This window comes from Caldanaerobius fijiensis DSM 17918 (assembly GCF_900129075.1).
Lineage (GTDB): Bacteria > Bacillota > Thermoanaerobacteria > Thermoanaerobacterales > Caldanaerobiaceae > Caldanaerobius > Caldanaerobius fijiensis.
Genome location: NZ_FQVH01000009.1, coordinates 32,414 through 52,761, shown reverse-complemented (window position 1 = coordinate 52,761; position 20,348 = coordinate 32,414). Strand labels below are relative to the sequence as shown.

Here is a 20,348-nt window from a genome sequence, read left to right as displayed (position 1 = left end):
AAGCTAAGTTTAATCAAACTCTTTGATGCTTTCGTTGATTTCTCTGAACCTATCCTTTCTTCTTTCTACAACCATTATTACTTTTTTATCGATCGTTATAGGGATTTTAGCTTTGAATCTATGATTTGTGCCATCGTTCAAAAAATTCTTTCTACCCATACTCCTCAGTTGCTTGTTCACAATTTTTAACTCTCTAAAGAATTAAGAGAACTTTGCAGTTTTCCCGCGGTACCCGACCCTTCTCAATTCTCTAGATTTAAATCTCTATTTTTTCATGACCTTTAATCTTTCTTCTATAATCTCGTTAATATTACCGAATATATACCGTACTATCAGTTTTACTCTCTCTAATATCCTAATCGGCGATACTATTAGCTTCGAGCTTTATGTCAAGGAGAATAATCCCAAAATATTTGATTCTCTATATCGCAATGTTAAAAAATTTTCTAAACCCAATCCCGATTTTAATCCTCATTCCCATGCCTGTAATAAAATACCTAAGTCTGCTTCCTCTAACCTCGATGTCAAATTCTTTCACATAAACGGATATTTTCTATTCCATTAAAACCGCTGTTATTATTAACAGCTTAGCGTTGTCCAACATATAAGCTTCTACAATGATTCTCTTGACGTCAAAATATTCCTTCCACCGCCGCTGAATCTAAAACCTTGTATGAATCTGGAACTTCAGTACTCGCTCTTAATAGTTCCTTTAAATAACCCTCATTTTTTCTACAGGTACTTTTTAGGCGACGTTTACTTTGACACTTTTGATAATTTATCTAATATCTTTCTGTTAAACAGCCATGTTTGAGCAAACACAACCAGGAATGAAAATCTATTTTCGTGTTAAACATAGAAGCAACTCTATAGTGCTATGAAATTCTAAAAAATGGTATAAACTCTATAAAAAGCAAATGGTCATTGAAAAATCTATCGATAACTTAAAGATTTTATGTCTGTGAATAACTTTAAAAGCAGGTATTTTAATTGCATGTATAACATAGCACAGGGTTAATTATTACAGCCAATGTCGGGATGTGGACAATTCTTTATCTTTAAAACAACTTTTAGACTAACAAATGTTATCTTTTGATTTGACACGCCCGACATTTTTTAACAATTAGGTAGGTTTATTAGCTTGCTTTTTAAAGCATACTCTTTTTATTATGTAATTACCTCGATATTTTGACTCTTATAAATACTTTATTTTATCCCCATATTAGTATTTTCGCTGTTATTTATTTATTTTGCAATTATTTAAAGATTAAAAAACTGCAAACATGACTAGGATCATAAATAAATATCAAAAAAATTCCTTATGATCTAGCATGAGAAGCATATGATTCATATTTTGAACCACCGCTACCTTTTATAATTCTTATTGCTGAACCATATTTAATAATTGATGGTTTGGAATATTGTTTTTTAGTAATGCGAAGCATCCTAACTACCTCCCTTCCAAATACTATTAATTTTTTTTAATTATAATATTTTAATTTAACAATCAATCCTGTCATGTTTGCAGTTTATAAGCAAAATTAATTTTTAAAATATCTTAACCATATTTCCGCCGATAAAGTACGACCAATCGAAAACAAATATGGATCTTTTACATATCCTTGTTTTGCATAGTTCAAAATCTGCAAAAATTTTTCCTTATCAATAAATTTTAATTCATTAATTATAATTGAATTATTAATAATTTGTTCGAGCCAAGGCCACTCTTTTTTTAGGCCTATATAAAATCGCCGTTCACCACCCGCTTTATTTTTTCTGTTAAGAACATCTTCTGGTAAGATACCTTTTAATGAATATCTCAAAATATATTTATTTAATTCCCCTGCACGTATTTTTTTATCTATTGGAATTCCAAATATAAATTCTATTAAAGGTAGGTATAAAAATGGATACTTTATTTCAACTAATTTAGCAAATACATTTCCGTCTAATATTTCATGAATATTATTCATTATACTTATTTGATAACTATCAGTAATTGTATCCACTTTTATTGTTCTGTAATACTTTTCTATTCTCTCATTCAAATTAGTAAACATTATCAATTTTTTACTAACCCAAGGTGGAACAGTACTGTTAAACAAACAAACATTTCTTTTTAATATAGGTAATAAACAATTTTCCTTTATTACCTTAAATACTGGACATTTTAACTGTCTACTCCATTTAAGAGATTCAATTAACACCTTAATTAAGGATCCTTGACGTAAATAATCAGCTAAATAATAATTATTCCATGATAATAAATGATCTCCACCTTCTCCACTTATAATAGTATCTATATTATATTTTTCAATTATATTGAGCATAAATTTATTTTGGTCATGTATTAGAATATTCATATTAGGTTCGTCATAAAATAATTTATCTTCCCCCTCTATTTGGCCTAAATTTTTTAAAAACCAAAATTCCCTTCCATCTACAATAATAGGATTAAAATTTGGATTACTATTTATAACACTCTTTGCAAAAGGCATGTCGTCTTCTTCAACTAATAATGAACCATAATCAATAGTAAATGTATTAATTTTATTTTTTAAATCCCTTCTCTTCTCTACTAGCTCTCTAACTAAACATACAATAGAAGATGAATCTAATCCTCCACTCAATTCTATTAAAACATTGTTACTAATGTTAAAATTTCTATAAACTGATTCCATTAATAAGCTTTTAAAATGCTCAAAATAGTCATCCTCGTTTTTATAATTTACCTTTTTTATATTTGAGATATTCCAATAATTTACTAATTTAGCATTTTCATCGTTTATAATTAATATACTACCAGGCATTAAACGCTTAATATTTTTATACGGAGTAAGGTGTTGTTCAAAAAGGCCAAACGTCAAATATTCTGAAAAATATACATCATCCAAATCACTTCTTACTAAATTATATTTTAATATATTACTTAAGTTAGTCGCTAATACTACTACATTATTATAAATGCTATAAAATAATGACTTAATACCTATAGAATCTCTAACGCATATTAGTTGTTTTTTATTTCCATCCCAAATAATAAAAACAAATTCTCCATTAATTTCCTTTACAAAATCAATACCAAACTTTTTATAAGCTAACAATAATACTTCATTTACATTCGTTATATTAATCTTATTTACTTTTCTAGCTATTTCATTAATATTATTTACTTGCCCATTGCCTACAATTAAATAATTATCTTCTCTATGTACACTTATCATATTTACATTATTTTGTTTAATTTCCTTATAAAATATTGCACTTTTTTCGCTATTTAACTTTTCTGATAAAATAAGTTGAATAGATTTATCGTTTACCCACTTATATATTATGTTATTTAATTCAAGGTTTTTCGCTATATCTTTCCTATTTAAAATTCCTACTATTTCGTTCATATTACATTCCCTCAAATCTCCTCTATAACTGAATAATCTTTCTTATTAAATTCTATATTGCTTAATACAATACCATTATATTCCACCCAAGCATGAGCGGAAAACGGATATTTACATACTCCAATCTTTAATTTAGCATTATAAATATTCTTCTTTAACAATAAATAAAACAATATCAAAGATTGTTCCAAACATTCAGCTGAATATATTTGAAAAATATTTACATTATCAATTTGCTGTTTGATATATAATACATCTAAAGAGTTTTTTTCATTTGCTGGTCGATTCTTTAAATAAGTCCTTGCTTTCATCCTCTTTAAAAAATTCAATATTCTTCGTAAACCAAAAATATATAACAAAATTTTAATCACTATAAAATAAATATATATCTTGACAAATTGAATACATTTACCTATTTTCAATTCACTCTCCACCTATATTGTTTTATTTTTTTATGTTATTATTTGCTTCAAAAGCTAACCTCAGCACTTTTTTAATTTTTAAACCCATCACTTTTTATAAAATTATTCAAAATCAACTCATCGATTAAATTTTTCACATCACTTTCTAATCTAGATATTTCCACATCATATTCTTCCATAAGTGTGTCTATAATTTCTCTAACCATCTTGCCTTCAGAAATAAGTATCCATATTCTTGAAGCCACCTCATCTAAACCAAAAAAAATACCTCTTTTATTATCTAATAAAATAACTTCCTCATTATTAATAACCCAACTAATATGGTCTAATATTTTATACCTAATTGATTCTTCATCCAACATCAGAAGAATTAACCTTCTTTCTTTTTCATATTTTAAACGTTACTATATATTAATTTTCGCCTCAATTATAATTTTTTTTTATTTTTCTTCAATACTCTAAAATACCAAAAATAGTCCATATTTAGCGATTATATCATTTTATTGTTAATTTTCTCTCTTTTCCTCACTTTTACTCACTGTATCACCAATTTACTTACAATTTCGCGGAAGGAAAGATACAGAAAGATAAATGGTCAGCCGATGCTGTTGTTGGTATTAAACCCTTAAGTTTAAATTAAAACCAAAGAAAGATTTGACGTTCGCTTAGGTTCAAAGCCTGCGCAGCTTCCCTGATAGTCAATATTCCATCAATGGTTTTATTGATAACGATTAATTTTTGTACTTCTCTTTTTGTCATACAATATCGTTCCTTTCTCATACTGACATTATTACAGAATACTTTTAATATGACAATATCATAGAATAACAACAAAAAATCACAAAATATATTGACAAATCGTATAATTTTATATAAAATAAACTTGTTAGCACTCATCAGTTTTGGGTGCTAATACTCATTATTAGCCGATTTTATACTGTTTCTAATATCCATATCTCTTTATAATCTGTGTGCGCCATTTATATCATTTATATAAATTCAATTAAATAAAAAGAGGAGGGGGTTGCATATGGTAAAGGCACTTCTTCTTGCAGGAGGTAAAGGTACAAGGTTGCAGCCACTTACTTATAAATTGCCTAAGCCAATAGTGCCCATCATGGGTAGACCTCTTCTTGAAAGGGTTATAATGAATTTAAAATCCAATGGTATCGATGAGGTAATTATAAGCACGTTTTATAAGTCCCAGCATATTAAAAATTATTTCAAAGATGGACAGGAGTTAGGCGTAAAAATCCACTATGTCTCCGAAATATCGCCGTTAGGTACCGGTGGTGCAATAAAAAACGCAGAAAAGTTCTTTGACGATACTTTTGTCGTTTTAAATTCTGATATAGTCAGTGATATCAATTACCGGGAATTAATAGAATACCACAGGAGCAAAGACGCCCTTGCGACCATCGCTATGACAGAGGTAGATAACCCATCTCAGTATGGCGTCATAGAATTTGATGATGACAATTACATAAAATCTTTTAAAGAAAAACCCAGACCCGGTGAATCCAGTTCCAGCTGGATAAATGCTGGCGTGTATGTTTTTCAGCCGGAAATATTTGACGAAATCCCGGCTAAAAAAGCCATTTCCTTGGAAAAAGATATCTATCCGACTCTTTTACAAAAAGGATACAGGCTGGCCGCTTATCAGTTTTATGGGTACTGGCTGGACATAGGGACAGTGGAGAAATATACAAAGGCCCACAAGGATATATTGAGTAGAAGGTGCGATTTCTGTCGGTTTGATGGTAAATCAGAGGATAGTGACAATGTGATTGTAGCAGAAGGCGTAAAAATTCACCCTGAAGCAGAAATTATAGGTCCTGTATATATAGGCAAAAATACGGTGATAGAGGCCGGCGCAAGGGTAGGTCCTTATTCTGTCATAGGTGAAAATAACCTCATAAGCAAAAACAGCAGAATCATTGGCAGCATATTGTGGGATAATGTTATCGTAAATGACGGCGCAGAGCTGATAAACACTGTGGTAGTTTCAGATTGCTGCATAGACTCAAACAGTCGTATTTCCCATACCGCTTACATCAATGACGTCTACACAGAAGGACTGCAGCTTATATAACAGCAATTACTCTAAAAAGCACAATTTAAATTCCAATCTGAAAGGAGGGACTCCTGGTTCTTATTTAAACCAGATGTGTTATGGTACGGAATATTGGTAAATGCGCTAAAATTGCTTTTCTTACCACATATCCACCTAGGGAATGCGGTATAGCTACATTTTCTCAGGATCTAGTAAGAGCTTTGAAAAAAATCAATTCTGGCTTTAATATAAATGTGATCGCTATAAATGACAACCACTATGATTATCAAGAAGAAGTGTTTTATGAAATCAACCAGCACAGCAGAGGCGACTATATCCAGTTGGCCCGCAAACTCAACGATTCCGATGTAGACATTTTAGTGATAGAACACGAATACGGGATTTTTGGCGGAAATTGCGGCGAATACCTTCTGGACTTGCTTGAAAACATCAAAATACCTGTCATTACATGTTTGCACACAGTACTGTCAAATCCTTTTTTTGAAAAGCAGAAAGAAATATTGATGGCAATTGGCAAAAAGAGTGCAAAAGTTGTTACAATGGCTCATAACACGGTAGAATTGTTGACCACGATTTATGGTATAGATAGAAGCAAAATAGAGGTAATACACCATGGTGTCCCGTATAAAGATGTAGTGCCAAGAGAAAAGTTAAAAGAAAAATACGGGTACAGTGGAAGACCCGTGATAAGCACTTTCGGATTGATAAGCCCCGGAAAAGGGCTGGAGTATGGGATTCAGGCAATACAAAAAGTGGCTCAAAAATACAATGATGTGCTCTATTTAATCCTGGGGCAAACCCATCCCAACATAAAAAGAGAATATGGCGAAAGTTACAGGGAAAAATTAATTGAACTGGTGAAAAGCCTGGGCTTAGAGAATAACGTAAAATTCGTAAATAGATATCTAACCAAAGATGAAATAATAGAGTATCTCCAGCTTTCAGATATATATATGACACCTTATTTAGGTAAAGAACAGGCTGTAAGCGGAACACTGGCTTATGCTGTTGGATATGGCAGGGTGGTGGTATCTACCCCTTATAAGTACGCCGAAGAGATGCTGGCAGATGGCAGAGGAATGTTGGCTGATTTTATGAATCCAGACTCTTTAGCAAAGTGTATATTATATGTACTTGATAACCCTGAAGAAAAAAAGAAAATGGAAGAGAAAACATTGAACTTCGGAAAAAATATGACATGGGAAAATGTGGCAAAGCGGTACATCGACCTTTTCGCGGCAATAATAAATAGCTCAAAAAAGGTAGGTGTTGCTTGATGAATTCCACAACTCTAAATACCAATCACCTTTTTAATTTGACAGATAACGTAGGGATTTATCAGCATTCTAAATATTCAGTGCCAAACCTTAAAGAAGGGTATACCACAGATGATAATGCCAGGGCCCTGATAGTTGCCGTGGCCCTGTATGAAAACTACAAAGATAAAAAATATCTGGATCTAATCTACAGGTACATGTCCTTTTTACTTCACGCTCAAAACGAAAATGGTAAATTCAGAAATTTCATGGACTATGAGAGAAACTTTAAAGATAAAGAAGGCACAGAAGATTGCTTTGGAAGGGCTATATGGGCCATAGGATATACCCTGGCTGATAAAAATATACCTTGGGGGATAAAAAATACATGCGGTCACATGATGATAAGGGCATTACCCGATATACGGGATTTAAAATACGTGAGAGGAATGGCTTATACCCTTATTGGCTTAAGTTACGTAGATTTATACATTAAAGAGAGTACAGTTGACAACAACAATGAAAATATGGGAGAGGTATTTTCAATTAAAACATGGGATATAAAGGAATTGATGAAACTTTTAGCTGATAGGTTAGTAGATAAATATAAAGAAAACAAAGACGAAGGCTGGTACTGGTATGAGGATATAGTAACCTACGGAAATTCAGTATTCCCATGGGCGCTGTTTGAAGCCTATAACATATTTGAAGAGGAAAAATATTTAAATGTAGCTCAGGAGAGCTTAAAGTTTTTAGAAGATATCTATTTTAGAAACGGCTACTTCAAGCCTGTAGGATGTAAGGGATGGTATAAAAAAGGCAGTAAACCTGCAGATTTTGACGAACAGCCCATTGAAGCCAGCGAAACCGCATTGATGTATTTTAACGCATTTAAAATATTCAATGATAAATACTTTTTAAATATGGGCATTCAAACCTTTAACTGGTACCATGGAGAAAATTCTCTCAAGGTAAAGCTCATTGATGAAGATACCGGTGGGTGTTATGACGGTATAACTGAAAACGGCATAAACTTAAACGAAGGTGCAGAAAGCCTCCTCTCATATTTGATGGTAGCGTTAGAAAAAGATAAGGTTCAAAATCTACAGCGGGCGTGGCAATAACTGCCCACAACCCGCCGTATTACAATGGTTATTCTTTAAATCAAATTCCCAACAGCTTTGACGCGTATTCTCACAGCATTTCCTGGAAGATAAGCAAGCGGAACATCTTCCACATAAACAATGTCTACAGAAGCAGGATCAGCACCAGCTTTAACAGCTTCAGATATTGCTAACTTCTTCGCATCACCAATTGCTTCTTCGCGTGACATTTCATTTAATGCATAAATGCGATCTACTTCACCACTAACCTGGGCAATTGCAGCTCCCAGCGCGTTGGCCACGCCAAAATTTTGTGGTCGAACTACTTCACTTACACCATCGATATCATCACCAACAAGAATACTGCCGCCACCGACAAGAATAAGGGGTTGCGGTTCTTTACGGGTTTTTATCTTATCGATCGCTTCTTCAATCATCTTTTGCATTTTATCGTAAGCTCTTTTAGCAAACTCTAAAGGTAAATCTTTGACTTTTTCTCTGTCTCCAATATTTGCCAACCCCAAACGTACTGCTATGTCCGTGGCCGTAACCGTGTTTCCACCAAAAACAAGAGCCTCTTCCGTTATCCGATAGCCAACGCTGTCAGGTCCGATTTTAACCTCTCCATTCTCTTCCCGAACAATCGAGCCACCACCAAGACCAATCGAAATCAAATCTGGCATCCTAAAGTTAGTTCTGACTCCGCCAATTTCTACTGCAATTGAGGATTCCCGTGGAAAACCTTGGGCAAGAATACCTACATCACTGGTAGTACCACCTACGTCCAGAACCATAGCATTCTCAAAATTGCTGAGAAAAGCCGCCCCGCGAATACTGTTGGTTGGACCACAGGCAATAGTCAAAATTGGATAGCGTATAGCATAGTCTATTGACATCAATGTACCGTCATTCTGACAAAGGAACACCTTCGCATTGGTAATCCCTTCACGAACCAATGCTTCTTTAAAACTATTCGCCGTAGTTTTAGCAACTTCTACCAATGCAGCATTTAATATAGTAGCATTCTCTCTTTCTATAAGGCCAAGGGAGCCGATTTCGTGAGAAAGAGAAATGGGAATTTCACCAAGTTCTTCCCGTAGTATCTCCTGAGCCCTTAATTCATGCTGATTGTTTACTGGTGAAAAAACCGAAATTATTGCAATGCTCTCCACTTTGCCTTTAATTTCTGCGGCAATTTTCCTGAGTTCATCTTCATCCAATGCACCTATTTGCCTTCCATCAAATTCGTGGCCACCAGCAATTAGATAATAATAATTTCCTATAGCTTTAACAAGGTCATCAGGCCAGGCAACCAAGGGCACAATCGCCTCGGTTGCAGGGCGCCCGATTCTAATAATCGCTGTTTTGCAGAGCCGTTTACGCTCTACAATAGCATTGGTTGCATGGGTGGTACCCAGCATAGCATATTTAATCTTCTTGCGATCAACCTTGCTTTTTTCCAAAACCCGAGTCAAGGCCTCAAATATCCCACTGGAAACATCTTTTGTTGTCGGAACCTTCACGCTTTCTACCAGCTGCAAATTTTCGTCAACCACTACTGCATCGGTATTAGTACCGCCAACATCAATTCCTATCCGATATTCCATTTCTACTACCTCCCTTACTCCTTAATAAGCTCTTCAATAGGAACGTAATCAACATCATATCCAAAATAACGCGGCCCAACGGTAGCTATACCTTTTTCGCTTCTCCATTTTTTATCACATGGAATGCCAAGAATAAATATCCGTTGGCCATAACGCAACCCTTCAGTTGTAATAGGCGTCGCTGTATGCGCATCTACCGTACAGATGAGATCAGGCACTGTAGCCACAATCTTTCCATTGCGACGAGCTATTAAATTTTCGTTCTGGAAGTCAATTATCATTCTCTCACCTTTATACTGGTCAATTCCTTCTATATGGGCTTCACCTCGAACAAATCCGCCAGTAGTGCGCCTTTGAACATCAGAAATTTTTCCTTTAAAGAGGATATATCCCCCAGTAGCACTTAAAAGTGCTTCAATGGGATCACTGCCATTCTTACGAGCTTCTCTAATCGCTCGACCAATTTTGGCTGAGTATGTTACTATGTTTCTAATGCCGGCCTGTTTTAAATCTTTACCTCTCATTGGATAAATGGCAACCATAACTGATCCACCCATAACCACTGTAGCATTCCTAGCAAGGCTTTCTGTCCAGAAATTATTAATAGTATTAAGTAACAAAGAATTACCTTTCTCATCTGCTAAGACCATAGGTGTTGCTGAGATACCATATAAGTGGAAAGTAACCATCTGCAATTCTGGAAAAGCCCGTCCCATTCCATCAACGTCTACAAGCGGAAGCCTTTTCTCTGCTGCCACGGCTATTGGAATCATTGAATTAACCCCACCCGCTTCAATGGGGATAACGGCATAAACCTCATCTTCAAGGTAGCTTTGCAAACTGTCAAATGCCTTAAAAATTTCTTTCCCTGATGGGATTTTTTCTACTAATACCGTTGGCGCTCCCATCATCGCTGCAGGAACTATTAACGCCTCATCTGGAACCTCTTCCACATCAATAAGCTCTACCGGCCCATTCTTTTTTAATGCTTGAATAGCCATTAGCTTACCAACGTAGGGGTCTCCCCCACCACCAGTCCCAAGAAGTGCAGCTCCGACTGCAATATCTTCAACCATTTGTACATCAATCTTAGTCATTTCTATTCCCCTTTTCCTAAAGTTTAATATATTTTTTCATTGATAAATTTTGCGTTTTTATTTGGCACTATAACCATGTATAACTTCATTAATAAATAGTATACAATCATCCCAGCTAATAAAGAATTTAATGTCGGATTTAAGCCTCCTTTGAAGAAATACCCAATTAAAAAGGCTATAACAAGGCTAACTATGGCGATAGGATTCCAATCTTCCAAAACTTCAGGCAACTGGCCCTGTTCTCTTGATTCTTCCAATTCATGACGATATCTTCTTAATATAAAGTAATCTACTACCATGATACCTCCAATAGGTGGAATTGCAGTGCCAAGGATAGTTAAGAAATTAACAAATCTATCCAGTATCCCTAATATAGAACCTAACGTTCCTAAAAGTCCAATAATAATCGTTAAAACAGCCCTGTTCATCTTAATTCCAAATACCGCATCCAAAAAATTAGATATCCCTAGAGAAGCAGCATAAAGATTTAAATCATTGATTTTAATAGTAGATAATATCACCAGTGCTGCAGCAAGCCATCCTCCCAGATCAAGAGCTATAGTCACAACATCCGCACTCTTAACTGCATGGGACATCAAAACTGCCAAAAAAGTAACCAACAATTCTCCACCAAAAATACTGAGAAGCGTCATCCAGAAAACATCTTTAGCATTACGATTATACCTGGATAAATCAGGTGTAATGACTGCTCCAATCATAAAGCCGCCAGCAACAACTGTTATAGCAACACCAAGACTTAAGTGGGGACCAGGAGGAGAAGAATTCATAAGGGTATTAATGTCATATTTACTCAATAACCTATAAGTAGCAATACCCATTGCAAGCAAAAAACCCGGAACAGCAATGTTGGCAGTATAGCTCAACATTTTATAACCATAGACTACTAACAAAGTGATTGCCAGCCCTGTTAATAAAGACATGATTTTAATATCTATAATGCCACCTAAAGCCTTATTCATACCTTGAGCAAAAACCGAATTTTGAACACCAAACCAGCCAATACACGAAATACCAATAATCAGGCCAATTAAACTCGAACCCAATCGACCAAAACCACTCCAGCGGGTTAAAAGCGAAGTAGATAGCCCTTCCCACGTTCCAGCAACCCCACACAAAAAACTAATAACTTCTAAAAGTACTGCTCCTAGTAATGTAGCTATCAAAGTTTCCTTTAACGTCATACCATAACCAAGTGTTGCGCCTACAATAAATTGAGAGAGAGTAACTACAGCTCCAAAGCGGATCATAAACACTTCCCACATTGGACGCCGTGCTTCAGCAGGAACCCTCGATAAAGCAAAATCATCACCTTTCATTATGTTGCAATCCTCCTTCGTATTAACATGATTTCATTGCAAAAAGTATCAGCTACCGTATAGATATACACCTATTAAATTTTTTTAATAACACGTGAGTTTATTATATATCATTAAATAAATTTGTCAATAAAACCAAGTCGCATTTATTAATAAATTTTAATAAGTACAAAAATATAATTACTTTGCACACGAAAAAACCGGCATATTAGTTGCCGGTCTTTTTAATCCTGATCAGTCTACTGTCAAAGTCCCCTCTCATATCAACGTTTATGCCTATATTCATAAGTGCCTTGCCGCTTATTTCCCTATCATAACCCTCTACAGCATAAAGGGCGTTTTCGTCAAGTCCTTTCAATCGTATGGCAGGAAGTTCGTCACCGAAACTATTGGAATGAAGGAATGTAAACAGGATTGCCTCAGCCTTATCCTCGCTTACATACATAAAGGCAGCAACCTTGCTGTTCCTCGGCGATAAAAGCCTGTACTGCTGACCGTGCTGTATAATCGGCCTTATTTCCTTATACAGGCTTATGAGCTCTTTAGCCTCCTGCTTTTCCTCATCACTTAGCTTCATTAGATCCACACCTATGCCCAGATTGCCCATCATGCTTGAATGGAACCTGTACCTAAGAGAAAGTTTTCTTCCATTGAGCCAGTTGAGTCCATCGGTCACCCATGCCTCCATTATCTTAGCGCAATACGCGTAAGAAAATCCTTCCTGTATCTTCAACCTATCAAAAGCATCGGTGTTATCGCTGGTCCATACCTGGTCAAAATACCTCAATATCCCTAGATCCACTCTTCCGCCTCCGCCTGAACAGGACTGGAATACCACGTCAGGGTGCTTCTTCCTGAGCCTATCCACGATCTCATATACCCCCTGCACGTGCCTCACCCATATCTCTCTCTGTTCCTCTTCAGGCGCTGAAGGATATCCCGGCTCACTGAAGTTGCGGTTCATATCCCATTTTATAAACTTTATATTATATTCAGATAGCAATCTGTCCATAAAGTCATATATGTATTCCCTTACATCTTCTCTGGCCAAATTCAATATAAGCTGATTGCGGGCCTCTGTTCGCTCTCGGGTTGGAAAATGATATACCCAATCGGGGTGTTTTCGGTAAAGGTCGCTGTCAGGGTTCACCATTTCAGGCTCTACCCACAATCCAAAATCCATACCCAGGGCGTTTACCTTATCTATTAATGGTTTAAGCCCATTGGGAAACTTTTCTTTATTTACATACCAATCTCCAAGGCCAGCTTTATCGTTATTCCTTGCTCCAAACCAACCATCGTCCATCACAAAAAGTTCCACTCCTAAAGATGCAGCTATTTCTGCCAGTTTAATCTGTCCTTCTTCGCTTATATCGAAACCGGTAGCCTCCCATGAGTTATATAGAACTTTTCGCAAGCTGTTTCTATGATTTTCAGGCAGAACGTATTTAAGCTGATATGAGTGGAGATTTCTGCTGGCCTGACCAAAACCTTTATTGGAAAACCCTACTATAAATTTAGGCGTAACAAACTTCTCTCCAGGCTTTAAATGCCACGCAAAGTCAAAATCGTTAACACCTGCACTGACTTTAATTAAATTGAAGTTGTCCCTTTCAATGACGATTTTCCAGTTTCCACTCCAGGCCAAAGCTCCAAAGTAAACATCGCCGTTGTCTTCTGTAGCCTCCGCATTTTTATCCAGGGCAAACCAGGGATTTGCATGATGGCTGGTAGTTCCCCGCCTGCTTTCCAGCACGATCTTTGTCTCAGGAACCATCACCTGGTTTAGCTGGGTTTCGCCAGCCCATTTGCCGGTAAGATACGAAAGCCTGTATGATGTTTCCCTGGGAACGTATATAGAACCTGATAACACATTTTCCAGCCTGATGCCTTGCGTCCCTTTATTTATTATCTCAGCATATCTTTCAATGAGGTCACAATCTTCTATCACCGTATAATGAAGTCTTACCTCAAGAGGATAATAAACATCTTTCAGTATTACCGTCAGCGTATTGTCCTTTATATCAAAACTATCGTATTTAAGGACCACATCTCTTACGTTGTCGTGAAATGTGGCTTTAATGCATGGCTCGGTATACTTTATCTTAGACCACGCCATATATTCTTCTTTGCTCCTGCCTTCACCGCTGGTAAATGATGCCCAATCCCTGGAATTACGCGCTTCAGGGTAGTCCGATATATACGGAAGCTTCTCATCAAAATATATGTTGTTGATTAATCCTGTTTCGCTAACCCCCAGCGCATACGAAATATTACGGGCTTCTAAAACCCAGATTTTTCTATTTTCATCATACTTTATCATAGACAAACCTCCATTTATATGTTATTTTGCACTCATTATATTATTGAATTATATATTGTGTAAATAGAAAGATGTAGGCTTTTTATGTATTATAGTTAAATAGCATCTGTTGAAACGTTGTGTATACAATTTTAAAAGATTATCTGTCATGGCCAGAAGATGAGCATTGGGAGATAATAGATGGAAACGCATATCTTATGGCTCCACCACCAAGAATCCATCAGGAGATTTTGGGGGCCATATTCAATCAGTTTTACAATTATCTTAATAATAAATCCTGTTTTGAATGAGTATAGTATAAAAAAAGAGAGCATGTTCATATCTAAACATGCTCTCTTTATCGTATATTACATCATGTCCATTCCCGGATTTGAAGCGGGTGCTGCCGGTTCTTTCTCTGGAATATCTGCCACAACAGCTTCTGTGGTGAGAATCATGGCTGCAATACTTGCAGCGTTCTGCAATGCTGAGCGGGTAACCTTTGTAGGATCAACGATACCGGCTTTAATCATGTCTACATACTCTTCCTTATATGCGTCAAAGCCTACGCCTGGTGGTGAGTTCTTTACCTTTTCTACTACAACAGAACCTTCCAGACCTGCGTTAAACGCAATCTGCTTAACAGGTTCTTCCAGAGCCTTCATCACGATCTCAGCACCTGTTCTTATTTCGCCCTCTAAGGATTCAACCACTTTTTGAACAGCAGGTATGCAATTGATAAGTGCCGTTCCACCGCCAGGTACTATACCCTCTTCAACAGCAGCCCTTGTTGCAGACAAAGCATCTTCGATTCTATGCCTCTTCTCCTTGAGCTCTGTCTCGGTCGCCGCACCAACCTGGATCACCGCTACGCCACCAGCCAATTTTGCCAGTCTCTCCTGCAATTTCTCTCTATCATAATCCGATGTGGTTTCTTCTATTTGTACCCTGATTTGCTGGATTCTGTTCTTTATCTCCTGTTTGTCGCCGCCACCATCGACGATAGTGGTATTCTCTTTGTCAACCCTTACCTGTCGAGCGGTACCCAGCATGCTTATATCAGCTTCTTTTAGATCATAACCCAGCTCTTCAGAGATCACCTGACCACCTGTGAGGATAGCAATATCTCTGAGCATTTCTTTTCTCCTGTCACCAAAGCCAGGTGCCTTTACACCTACACATGTGAAGGTACCGCGCAGTTTGTTGACAACCAGTGTTGCCAGTGCTTCACCTTCGATGTCATCAGCAATGATCAAGAGTTTCTTACCTGTTTCTACGACCTTCTGTAACAACGGCAAGATTTCCTGCACATTTGAAAGCTTCTTATCAGTTATGAGGATCAGAGGATCGTCCAGCACAGCCTCCATTTTCTCAGTATCTGTCACCATGTAAGGCGATACATAACCCCTGTCAAACTGCATACCCTCAACTACTTCAAGGGTTGTACCCATGGTCTTAGACTCTTCAACGGTTATAACGCCATCTTTACCAACTTTCTCCATAGCTTCAGCTATGAGGTTTCCAATTTCCTCATCGGCCGCTGATATAGATGCAACTTGTGCAATGGCCTCTTTGGATTCTACGGGGTGAGATATTCTCTTTAATTCCTCAACAGCTGCCTCTACAGCTTTCTGCATACCTTTTCTGATCAGCATGGGATTGGCGCCTGCTGCCACATTTTTCATGCCTTCTCTTACAAGTGCCTGTCCTAAAAGGGTAGCTGTAGTTGTACCATCACCAGCCACGTCATTAGTCTTTGTGGCAACCTCTTTTAACAGCTGTGCACCCTGGTTTTCAAAAGGATCTTTCAGCTCTATTTCCCTTGCAATAGTAACACCGTCATTGGTAATGGTAGGAGAACCGTATTTTTTATCCAGTACTACATTTCTCCCCCGAGGTCCCAATGTTACTTTTACAGTATTCGCTACAGCATTTACGCCTCTCTCTAAAGCTCTTCTAGCTTCTTCTCCATATAGAATCTGCTTTGCCATCTCTTTCAACCTCCTTATGCGCGTTTTTAATTAAGAATAGCTAATATATCACTCTGTTTCAAGATGAGATATTCCTGACCATCCAGTTTTACTTCCGTACCGGCATACTTTGAATAAATGACTTTATCGCCAACTTTTACCTCAAGCTCCACCTTTTTGCCATCTATGTATTCACCGGTACCAACGGCAACGACTTCACCTTGCTGTGGCTTTTCTTTTGCTGTGCCAGGAAGTACTATGCCGCCAACTACCTCTTCTGCTTCGATAGGCTTTATAACAACTCTGTCCCCTAATGGCTTAATATTCATACTCCCTACCTCCTATCTCAATTTTATTGGCATTCATTTATTAGCACTCATCATTATCGAGTGCTAATCACATAAACTATGATAGACTAAAAAAAAAGAGAATGCAAATCTCTTTATAGTTAATATTCCACCATTTTAGCCAATTATACACCTTTATATCAACTTTTTAGGTCTTTTTCTTCGTTTTTCTCTGTTTTTTTCTCGTTTTCTTTTATTTCTATCGACTGGGCCTCAATCTCTTTATTGTTGTCCTGCCTATCTTCCCCCTGATTTCTTAAATAATTTAGTAACTTGTCAAAAGCCTCTTTCTGCTGGTCATTCATTAGGGTTTTAACGTTGTTTAAAAATCGCTCTTTTTCATCCCCGGAATCAGATCTCATGATATTGTTTTTATCCCCTTTTCCTTTGTTATCCTTATCATTTATAACAGATTCAGCCTTTGTAACCAGGTCTATTATCTTTATATTCTTAATTAATTTATCGAGTTTTCCCTCATCGTCTCTAAAAATAGGTTTAAATAATTCTATGATCTTTGCCATCTTATCTACCTGGCTGATGTGCTCATCGCCCATTATGGCCTTTATTTTATCGACATATTCATTCCAGTTGCTCATCAAGCCATCCAGCACTTCTAATAAATTTAATGAAAAATCAAATAACTCCTGTTTATCCTCAGCTATATGGGATTTTACTGCTTTCAGCATCTCGATCTTATTTTTTCTTTCTTTTCTCACATCTTTTATTTGATGCAAGGCTTCAGATTTATTAACATTGTTCAACCGTTTGTAACAATCATAGATATTTACGCTGTTTACGTAAATCTCCGATAATATTTGCTCGTATTCTGGTAAGTAAGGCTTTATACTGGACATAAGGTCTCTCAACTTATAAAAGTGTTCTTCTTTTAAGTGAATCTCCGGTACTTTAAACTTAGGTATATCTTCATCTTTTCCATCCTTCCTATCCTTTTCCCCTCTCATTAAAGGCAAAGTTTTTCTAGTTGTGCCTGAGTCGCCTACTTTTTCTTTAAACACCACCAGTAAAAGCAGCAAAAGCAGCATAGCCTCTCTATTCAAGCGAATCCCTCCTTAAATTCACATTTGAAACCATATGTACAGGGCCAGTCCATGCTGGCCCTCATAAATTCCTATTTTTCATTAATCATTGGCACAAAGAAAAATATGAGGAGTATTATTATTATAATCCAGAAAAAGCCTCCATCCCATTTTGCTTCTGGCATCTTGATAACCTCCTTTTTAAGTGGTCTAATACATTATACGGTGGTCACATAAAAGTGTTACTGTAATTCAAGGCCAAATAATCTTCCAAAAAATCTCCTGACGTTTCTTCTCGGCTTATCCTTTGAAACCATTATAAGGATGAGAAAAAAGAAAAGCAGGCTCTCCTCTTCAAAATGTACGTCCAGCATAATGGTCAAAAGCAAGAAAAAAAATAATAAAGTATCTCCCGATATCTTCACATTTTACAACCCCTTCCACCCACGGACTTGCCCTGTTATCCCTCAAAATCACAGAAGGTCCTATCCTGCGATAGGACCTTCTGTAGTGCAGATTAATTGAACCAACCGCCCTGGAATATAATGACAAGCAACAAGAAGAAGAACAACAAGGAACTATTATCTTCAAATAGACCTTCGAAAAATCCACCAAATCCATGGCCGTTAAATATTAAAACAAGTAGCAGGAAGAAGAAGAGTAAAGAGCTGCCATTTTCGAAAAATCCTCCCTGTGTCAATTTATTCTCTCCCATCATAAACCCTCCTTTACTTTGAATTTTGTAAACCTTCATCCTTATCCCTGTGATGATTCATTGGGAAAAATATGAAAAATAGCAAAATTATTATTATGATGAAGAACAGCCAATCGTCGTCCCACCAAAACCATTGTTTGTCTGCCATCTACACCCCTCCTTATTTTTCAAAAATATCGAATCCTGGCATGAATAAGAAGATTATGATTATTATTATGATGATCCAGAAAAATCCACCACCAAACCATTGGTTCTTTCCTGACATGTTCTCACCTTCCTTATTAGAGTATAAATAAATACGCGATTGCAGCAGCGTTTTATCTTGAGCCTAGTTTATAATATGTAGATATCCATTTAAGTGTTACACAAAAGGATGCCTTTTCATAGTATGTATTAAAACAACTATGAAAGGGTGAACATCCATGACAAACCTCCTTTTATGGACCTTACTGGCAAGATTAGCAAAATATCGGATGGCCGGAAGTAAAATAGACAGAAGATTAAAGATCAAAGCCCTAGATAAAAGCAGAAGTAGCATCACAGCCATAGTACAGACAAAGACTCTAAAAAATGATGTAATAAAGCATTTTCAAAACTGTGGCGCAAATATAAAATATGAATTACCTTTTATAGAGAGTTATGTAGTAGAAATACCTTGTGAAAATATAAAAAGACTGGCATCACATCGAGATGTAATATTTATATCCGATGACTCGGAGATTAAAAGTACCCTTAATATCGCTACAAAAGTTATTGGATCTAATATGGTAAATGATTCAGGTTACACAGGAAAAGGTATTGGAATAGCTTTTTTAGATACAGGGGTGTATCCCCACCCAGACCTCACAGAACCAGAAAATAGAATAGTTGCCTTTAAAGATTTTATCAACAAAAAGGAAAAACCCTATGATGATAATGGACATGGAACCCACGTAGCAGGAGATGCTGCCGGCAATGGATATAGTTCCGACGGAAAGTACAAAGGTATTGCGCCAGAAGCTAACATCATAGCCGTAAAGGTACTGGATGCAAGGGGAACAGGAAATACCTCAGACATTCTGGCAGGTATGCAGTGGATATTGGATAACGCTGACAAATACAATATCCGCATCGTATCTATGTCGTTAGGAGATAAAGCTATGCTACCCCCATTTTTGGATCCCATGTCAAGAGGTTGCGAACGGCTTTGGCGAGATGGGCTGGTGGTTACAGTAGCTGCCGGAAATAATGGACCCGATCCTATGACTATAACGACACCAGGCATAAGTCCATCAGTTATAACCGTAGGTGCTCTGGATGATAGAAGAACTGTAGACACGTCCGACGATACAGTAGCAGATTTCTCCAGTAGAGGCCCCACTCCCACAGGTCGGCTCAAACCCGACGTCCTTGCACCTGGTGTAAATATTGTATCTCTTAACCGGAATCCTCTAGCTGCTGGCCCAGGCAGTTTGTTATTGTTCGAAAAATTATACCGCACGGCTTCAGGTACCTCCATGGCAACACCTATGGTAGCAGGCGCAGCCGCCTTATTATTACAAAAAAACCCAAACCTTACTCCAAATCAGGTAAAAAAATTAATGCAAGAAACAGCACGACCGGTAAATGGCGCTGATAAATACTCTGAAGGTTACGGATTAATAGATATAAACGCGATGTTAAAACAGGTATAAAAATGAGCAC

Annotated in this window: 20 protein-coding genes; 5 read left to right on the top strand and 15 right to left on the bottom strand. The window is 36.8% G+C overall.

The genetic code is table 11. The annotated features are described in order from the left end of the window. Positions 1 to 9: 9 nt before the first annotated feature. The 5 genes from BUB87_RS14355 to BUB87_RS05535 all read right to left on the bottom strand — a co-directional run bounded on the left by BUB87_RS14355 (position 10) and on the right by BUB87_RS05535 (position 4,182). Entirely contained in the window at positions 10 to 180 is a 171-nt protein-coding gene (locus BUB87_RS14355; protein WP_159432370.1) for a hypothetical protein, read from the bottom strand. A gap of 1,139 nt (positions 181 to 1,319) precedes the next feature. Further along, positions 1,320 to 1,445, bottom strand: coding sequence for a hypothetical protein (locus BUB87_RS14870; protein ID WP_268761603.1), 126 nt, complete (start codon positions 1,443 to 1,445; stop codon positions 1,320 to 1,322). 96 nt (positions 1,446 to 1,541) lie between these two features. Beyond that, complete coding sequence (locus BUB87_RS05545) at positions 1,542 to 3,398, bottom strand: asparagine synthetase B family protein (protein WP_143156623.1); 1,857 nt, start codon at positions 3,396 to 3,398, stop codon at positions 1,542 to 1,544. 11 nt (positions 3,399 to 3,409) lie between these two features. Continuing rightward, the gene (locus BUB87_RS05540; protein ID WP_143156622.1) at positions 3,410 to 3,832 is read right to left on the bottom strand and encodes a lasso peptide biosynthesis B2 protein; all 423 of its coding nucleotides are present in this window, start codon (positions 3,830 to 3,832) and stop codon (positions 3,410 to 3,412) included. A gap of 59 nt (positions 3,833 to 3,891) precedes the next feature. Continuing rightward, entirely contained in the window at positions 3,892 to 4,182 is a 291-nt protein-coding gene (locus BUB87_RS05535) for a PqqD family protein (RefSeq protein WP_073342563.1), read from the bottom strand. 668 nt (positions 4,183 to 4,850) lie between these two features. Here BUB87_RS05535 and BUB87_RS05530 point away from each other — a divergent pair. The 3 genes from BUB87_RS05530 (at position 4,851) to BUB87_RS05520 (ending at position 8,274) form a co-directional block, all read left to right on the top strand. Next, entirely contained in the window at positions 4,851 to 5,912 is a 1,062-nt protein-coding gene (locus BUB87_RS05530; protein ID WP_073342559.1) for a nucleotidyltransferase family protein, read from the top strand. 80 nt (positions 5,913 to 5,992) lie between these two features. Beyond that, positions 5,993 to 7,171: a glycosyltransferase family 4 protein gene (locus tag BUB87_RS05525; RefSeq protein WP_073342556.1), complete on the top strand. Its 1,179-nt coding sequence runs from the start codon at positions 5,993 to 5,995 to the stop codon at positions 7,169 to 7,171. Then, positions 7,171 to 8,274, top strand: coding sequence for a glycosyltransferase (locus BUB87_RS05520; protein WP_073342553.1), 1,104 nt, complete (start codon positions 7,171 to 7,173; stop codon positions 8,272 to 8,274). Before BUB87_RS05525 ends, BUB87_RS05520 begins: the two co-directional genes overlap by 1 nt. Before the next feature lie 35 nt (positions 8,275 to 8,309). Here BUB87_RS05520 and BUB87_RS05515 read toward each other — a convergent pair whose 3' ends face one another. The 4 genes from BUB87_RS05515 to BUB87_RS05500 all read right to left on the bottom strand — a co-directional run bounded on the left by BUB87_RS05515 (position 8,310) and on the right by BUB87_RS05500 (position 14,617). Next, entirely contained in the window at positions 8,310 to 9,860 is a 1,551-nt protein-coding gene (locus BUB87_RS05515) for a hydantoinase/oxoprolinase N-terminal domain-containing protein (protein ID WP_073342550.1), read from the bottom strand. Between the two features lie 14 nt (positions 9,861 to 9,874). Next, positions 9,875 to 10,957 carry a DUF917 domain-containing protein gene (locus BUB87_RS05510; RefSeq protein WP_073342547.1) on the bottom strand — a complete coding sequence of 361 codons (1,083 nt, stop codon included), beginning with the start codon at positions 10,955 to 10,957 and terminating at the stop codon, positions 9,875 to 9,877. Positions 10,958 to 10,980: 23 nt separating this feature from the next. After that, positions 10,981 to 12,294 (bottom strand): purine-cytosine permease family protein, encoded by a 1,314-nt coding sequence (locus BUB87_RS05505; protein WP_073342544.1) that lies wholly within the window; start codon positions 12,292 to 12,294, stop codon positions 10,981 to 10,983. Positions 12,295 to 12,502: 208 nt separating this feature from the next. Beyond that, positions 12,503 to 14,617, bottom strand: a complete 2,115-nt coding sequence (locus BUB87_RS05500) for an alpha-galactosidase (RefSeq protein WP_073342541.1) — start codon at positions 14,615 to 14,617, stop codon at positions 12,503 to 12,505. 119 nt (positions 14,618 to 14,736) lie between these two features. Here BUB87_RS05500 and BUB87_RS05495 point away from each other — a divergent pair, with 119 nt between their 5' ends. Continuing rightward, positions 14,737 to 14,907: a Uma2 family endonuclease gene (locus tag BUB87_RS05495; protein ID WP_084110940.1), complete on the top strand. Its 171-nt coding sequence runs from the start codon at positions 14,737 to 14,739 to the stop codon at positions 14,905 to 14,907. 57 nt (positions 14,908 to 14,964) lie between these two features. On the opposite strand, the gene groL is transcribed toward BUB87_RS05495, so the two are convergent. The 6 genes from groL to BUB87_RS14865 all read right to left on the bottom strand — a co-directional run bounded on the left by groL (position 14,965) and on the right by BUB87_RS14865 (position 18,813). Beyond that, complete coding sequence (groL, locus tag BUB87_RS05490) at positions 14,965 to 16,587, bottom strand: chaperonin GroEL (RefSeq protein WP_073342538.1); 1,623 nt, start codon at positions 16,585 to 16,587, stop codon at positions 14,965 to 14,967. Between the two features lie 26 nt (positions 16,588 to 16,613). Further along, complete coding sequence (gene groES / locus BUB87_RS05485; protein WP_073342535.1) at positions 16,614 to 16,895, bottom strand: co-chaperone GroES; 282 nt, start codon at positions 16,893 to 16,895, stop codon at positions 16,614 to 16,616. 158 nt (positions 16,896 to 17,053) lie between these two features. Beyond that, positions 17,054 to 17,971: a hypothetical protein gene (locus tag BUB87_RS05480; RefSeq protein WP_073342533.1), complete on the bottom strand. Its 918-nt coding sequence runs from the start codon at positions 17,969 to 17,971 to the stop codon at positions 17,054 to 17,056. Positions 17,972 to 18,192: 221 nt separating this feature from the next. After that, positions 18,193 to 18,375: a hypothetical protein gene (locus BUB87_RS05475; protein WP_073342530.1), complete on the bottom strand. Its 183-nt coding sequence runs from the start codon at positions 18,373 to 18,375 to the stop codon at positions 18,193 to 18,195. A 92-nt stretch (positions 18,376 to 18,467) separates the two neighbouring features. Beyond that, entirely contained in the window at positions 18,468 to 18,665 is a 198-nt protein-coding gene (locus tag BUB87_RS05470; protein ID WP_073342527.1) for a hypothetical protein, read from the bottom strand. Positions 18,666 to 18,678: 13 nt separating this feature from the next. Beyond that, complete coding sequence (locus BUB87_RS14865; protein WP_268761601.1) at positions 18,679 to 18,813, bottom strand: hypothetical protein; 135 nt, start codon at positions 18,811 to 18,813, stop codon at positions 18,679 to 18,681. A 274-nt stretch (positions 18,814 to 19,087) separates the two neighbouring features. Here BUB87_RS14865 and BUB87_RS05465 point away from each other — a divergent pair, with 274 nt between their 5' ends. Beyond that, the gene (locus BUB87_RS05465; RefSeq protein ID WP_073342524.1) at positions 19,088 to 20,338 is read left to right on the top strand and encodes a S8 family peptidase; all 1,251 of its coding nucleotides are present in this window, start codon (positions 19,088 to 19,090) and stop codon (positions 20,336 to 20,338) included. Positions 20,339 to 20,348: the final 10 nt, after the last annotated feature.

What these genes read in the sequence shown, in the direction of transcription:
- groES (WP_073342535.1), bottom strand. Translation starts at nt 16,895, where the DNA reads ATGAATATTAAGCCATTAGGGGACAGAGTTGTTATAAAGCCTATCGAA.
- BUB87_RS05515 (WP_073342550.1), bottom strand. Translation starts at nt 9,860, where the DNA reads ATGGAATATCGGATAGGAATTGATGTTGGCGGTACTAATACCGATGCA.
- BUB87_RS05535 (WP_073342563.1), bottom strand. Translation starts at nt 4,182, where the DNA reads ATGTTGGATGAAGAATCAATTAGGTATAAAATATTAGACCATATTAGT.
- groL (WP_073342538.1), bottom strand. Translation starts at nt 16,587, where the DNA reads ATGGCAAAGCAGATTCTATATGGAGAAGAAGCTAGAAGAGCTTTAGAG.
- BUB87_RS05545 (WP_143156623.1), bottom strand. Translation starts at nt 3,398, where the DNA reads ATGAACGAAATAGTAGGAATTTTAAATAGGAAAGATATAGCGAAAAAC.
- BUB87_RS05530 (WP_073342559.1), top strand. Translation starts at nt 4,851, where the DNA reads ATGGTAAAGGCACTTCTTCTTGCAGGAGGTAAAGGTACAAGGTTGCAG.
- BUB87_RS05505 (WP_073342544.1), bottom strand. Translation starts at nt 12,294, where the DNA reads ATGAAAGGTGATGATTTTGCTTTATCGAGGGTTCCTGCTGAAGCACGG.
- BUB87_RS05525 (WP_073342556.1), top strand. Translation starts at nt 5,993, where the DNA reads ATGGTACGGAATATTGGTAAATGCGCTAAAATTGCTTTTCTTACCACA.
- BUB87_RS14870 (WP_268761603.1), bottom strand. Translation starts at nt 1,445, where the DNA reads ATGCTTCGCATTACTAAAAAACAATATTCCAAACCATCAATTATTAAA.
- BUB87_RS05510 (WP_073342547.1), bottom strand. Translation starts at nt 10,957, where the DNA reads ATGACTAAGATTGATGTACAAATGGTTGAAGATATTGCAGTCGGAGCT.
- BUB87_RS05470 (WP_073342527.1), bottom strand. Translation starts at nt 18,665, where the DNA reads ATGGGAGAGAATAAATTGACACAGGGAGGATTTTTCGAAAATGGCAGC.
- BUB87_RS05520 (WP_073342553.1), top strand. Translation starts at nt 7,171, where the DNA reads ATGAATTCCACAACTCTAAATACCAATCACCTTTTTAATTTGACAGAT.
- BUB87_RS14865 (WP_268761601.1), bottom strand. Translation starts at nt 18,813, where the DNA reads ATGGCAGACAAACAATGGTTTTGGTGGGACGACGATTGGCTGTTCTTC.
- BUB87_RS05500 (WP_073342541.1), bottom strand. Translation starts at nt 14,617, where the DNA reads ATGATAAAGTATGATGAAAATAGAAAAATCTGGGTTTTAGAAGCCCGT.
- BUB87_RS05465 (WP_073342524.1), top strand. Translation starts at nt 19,088, where the DNA reads ATGACAAACCTCCTTTTATGGACCTTACTGGCAAGATTAGCAAAATAT.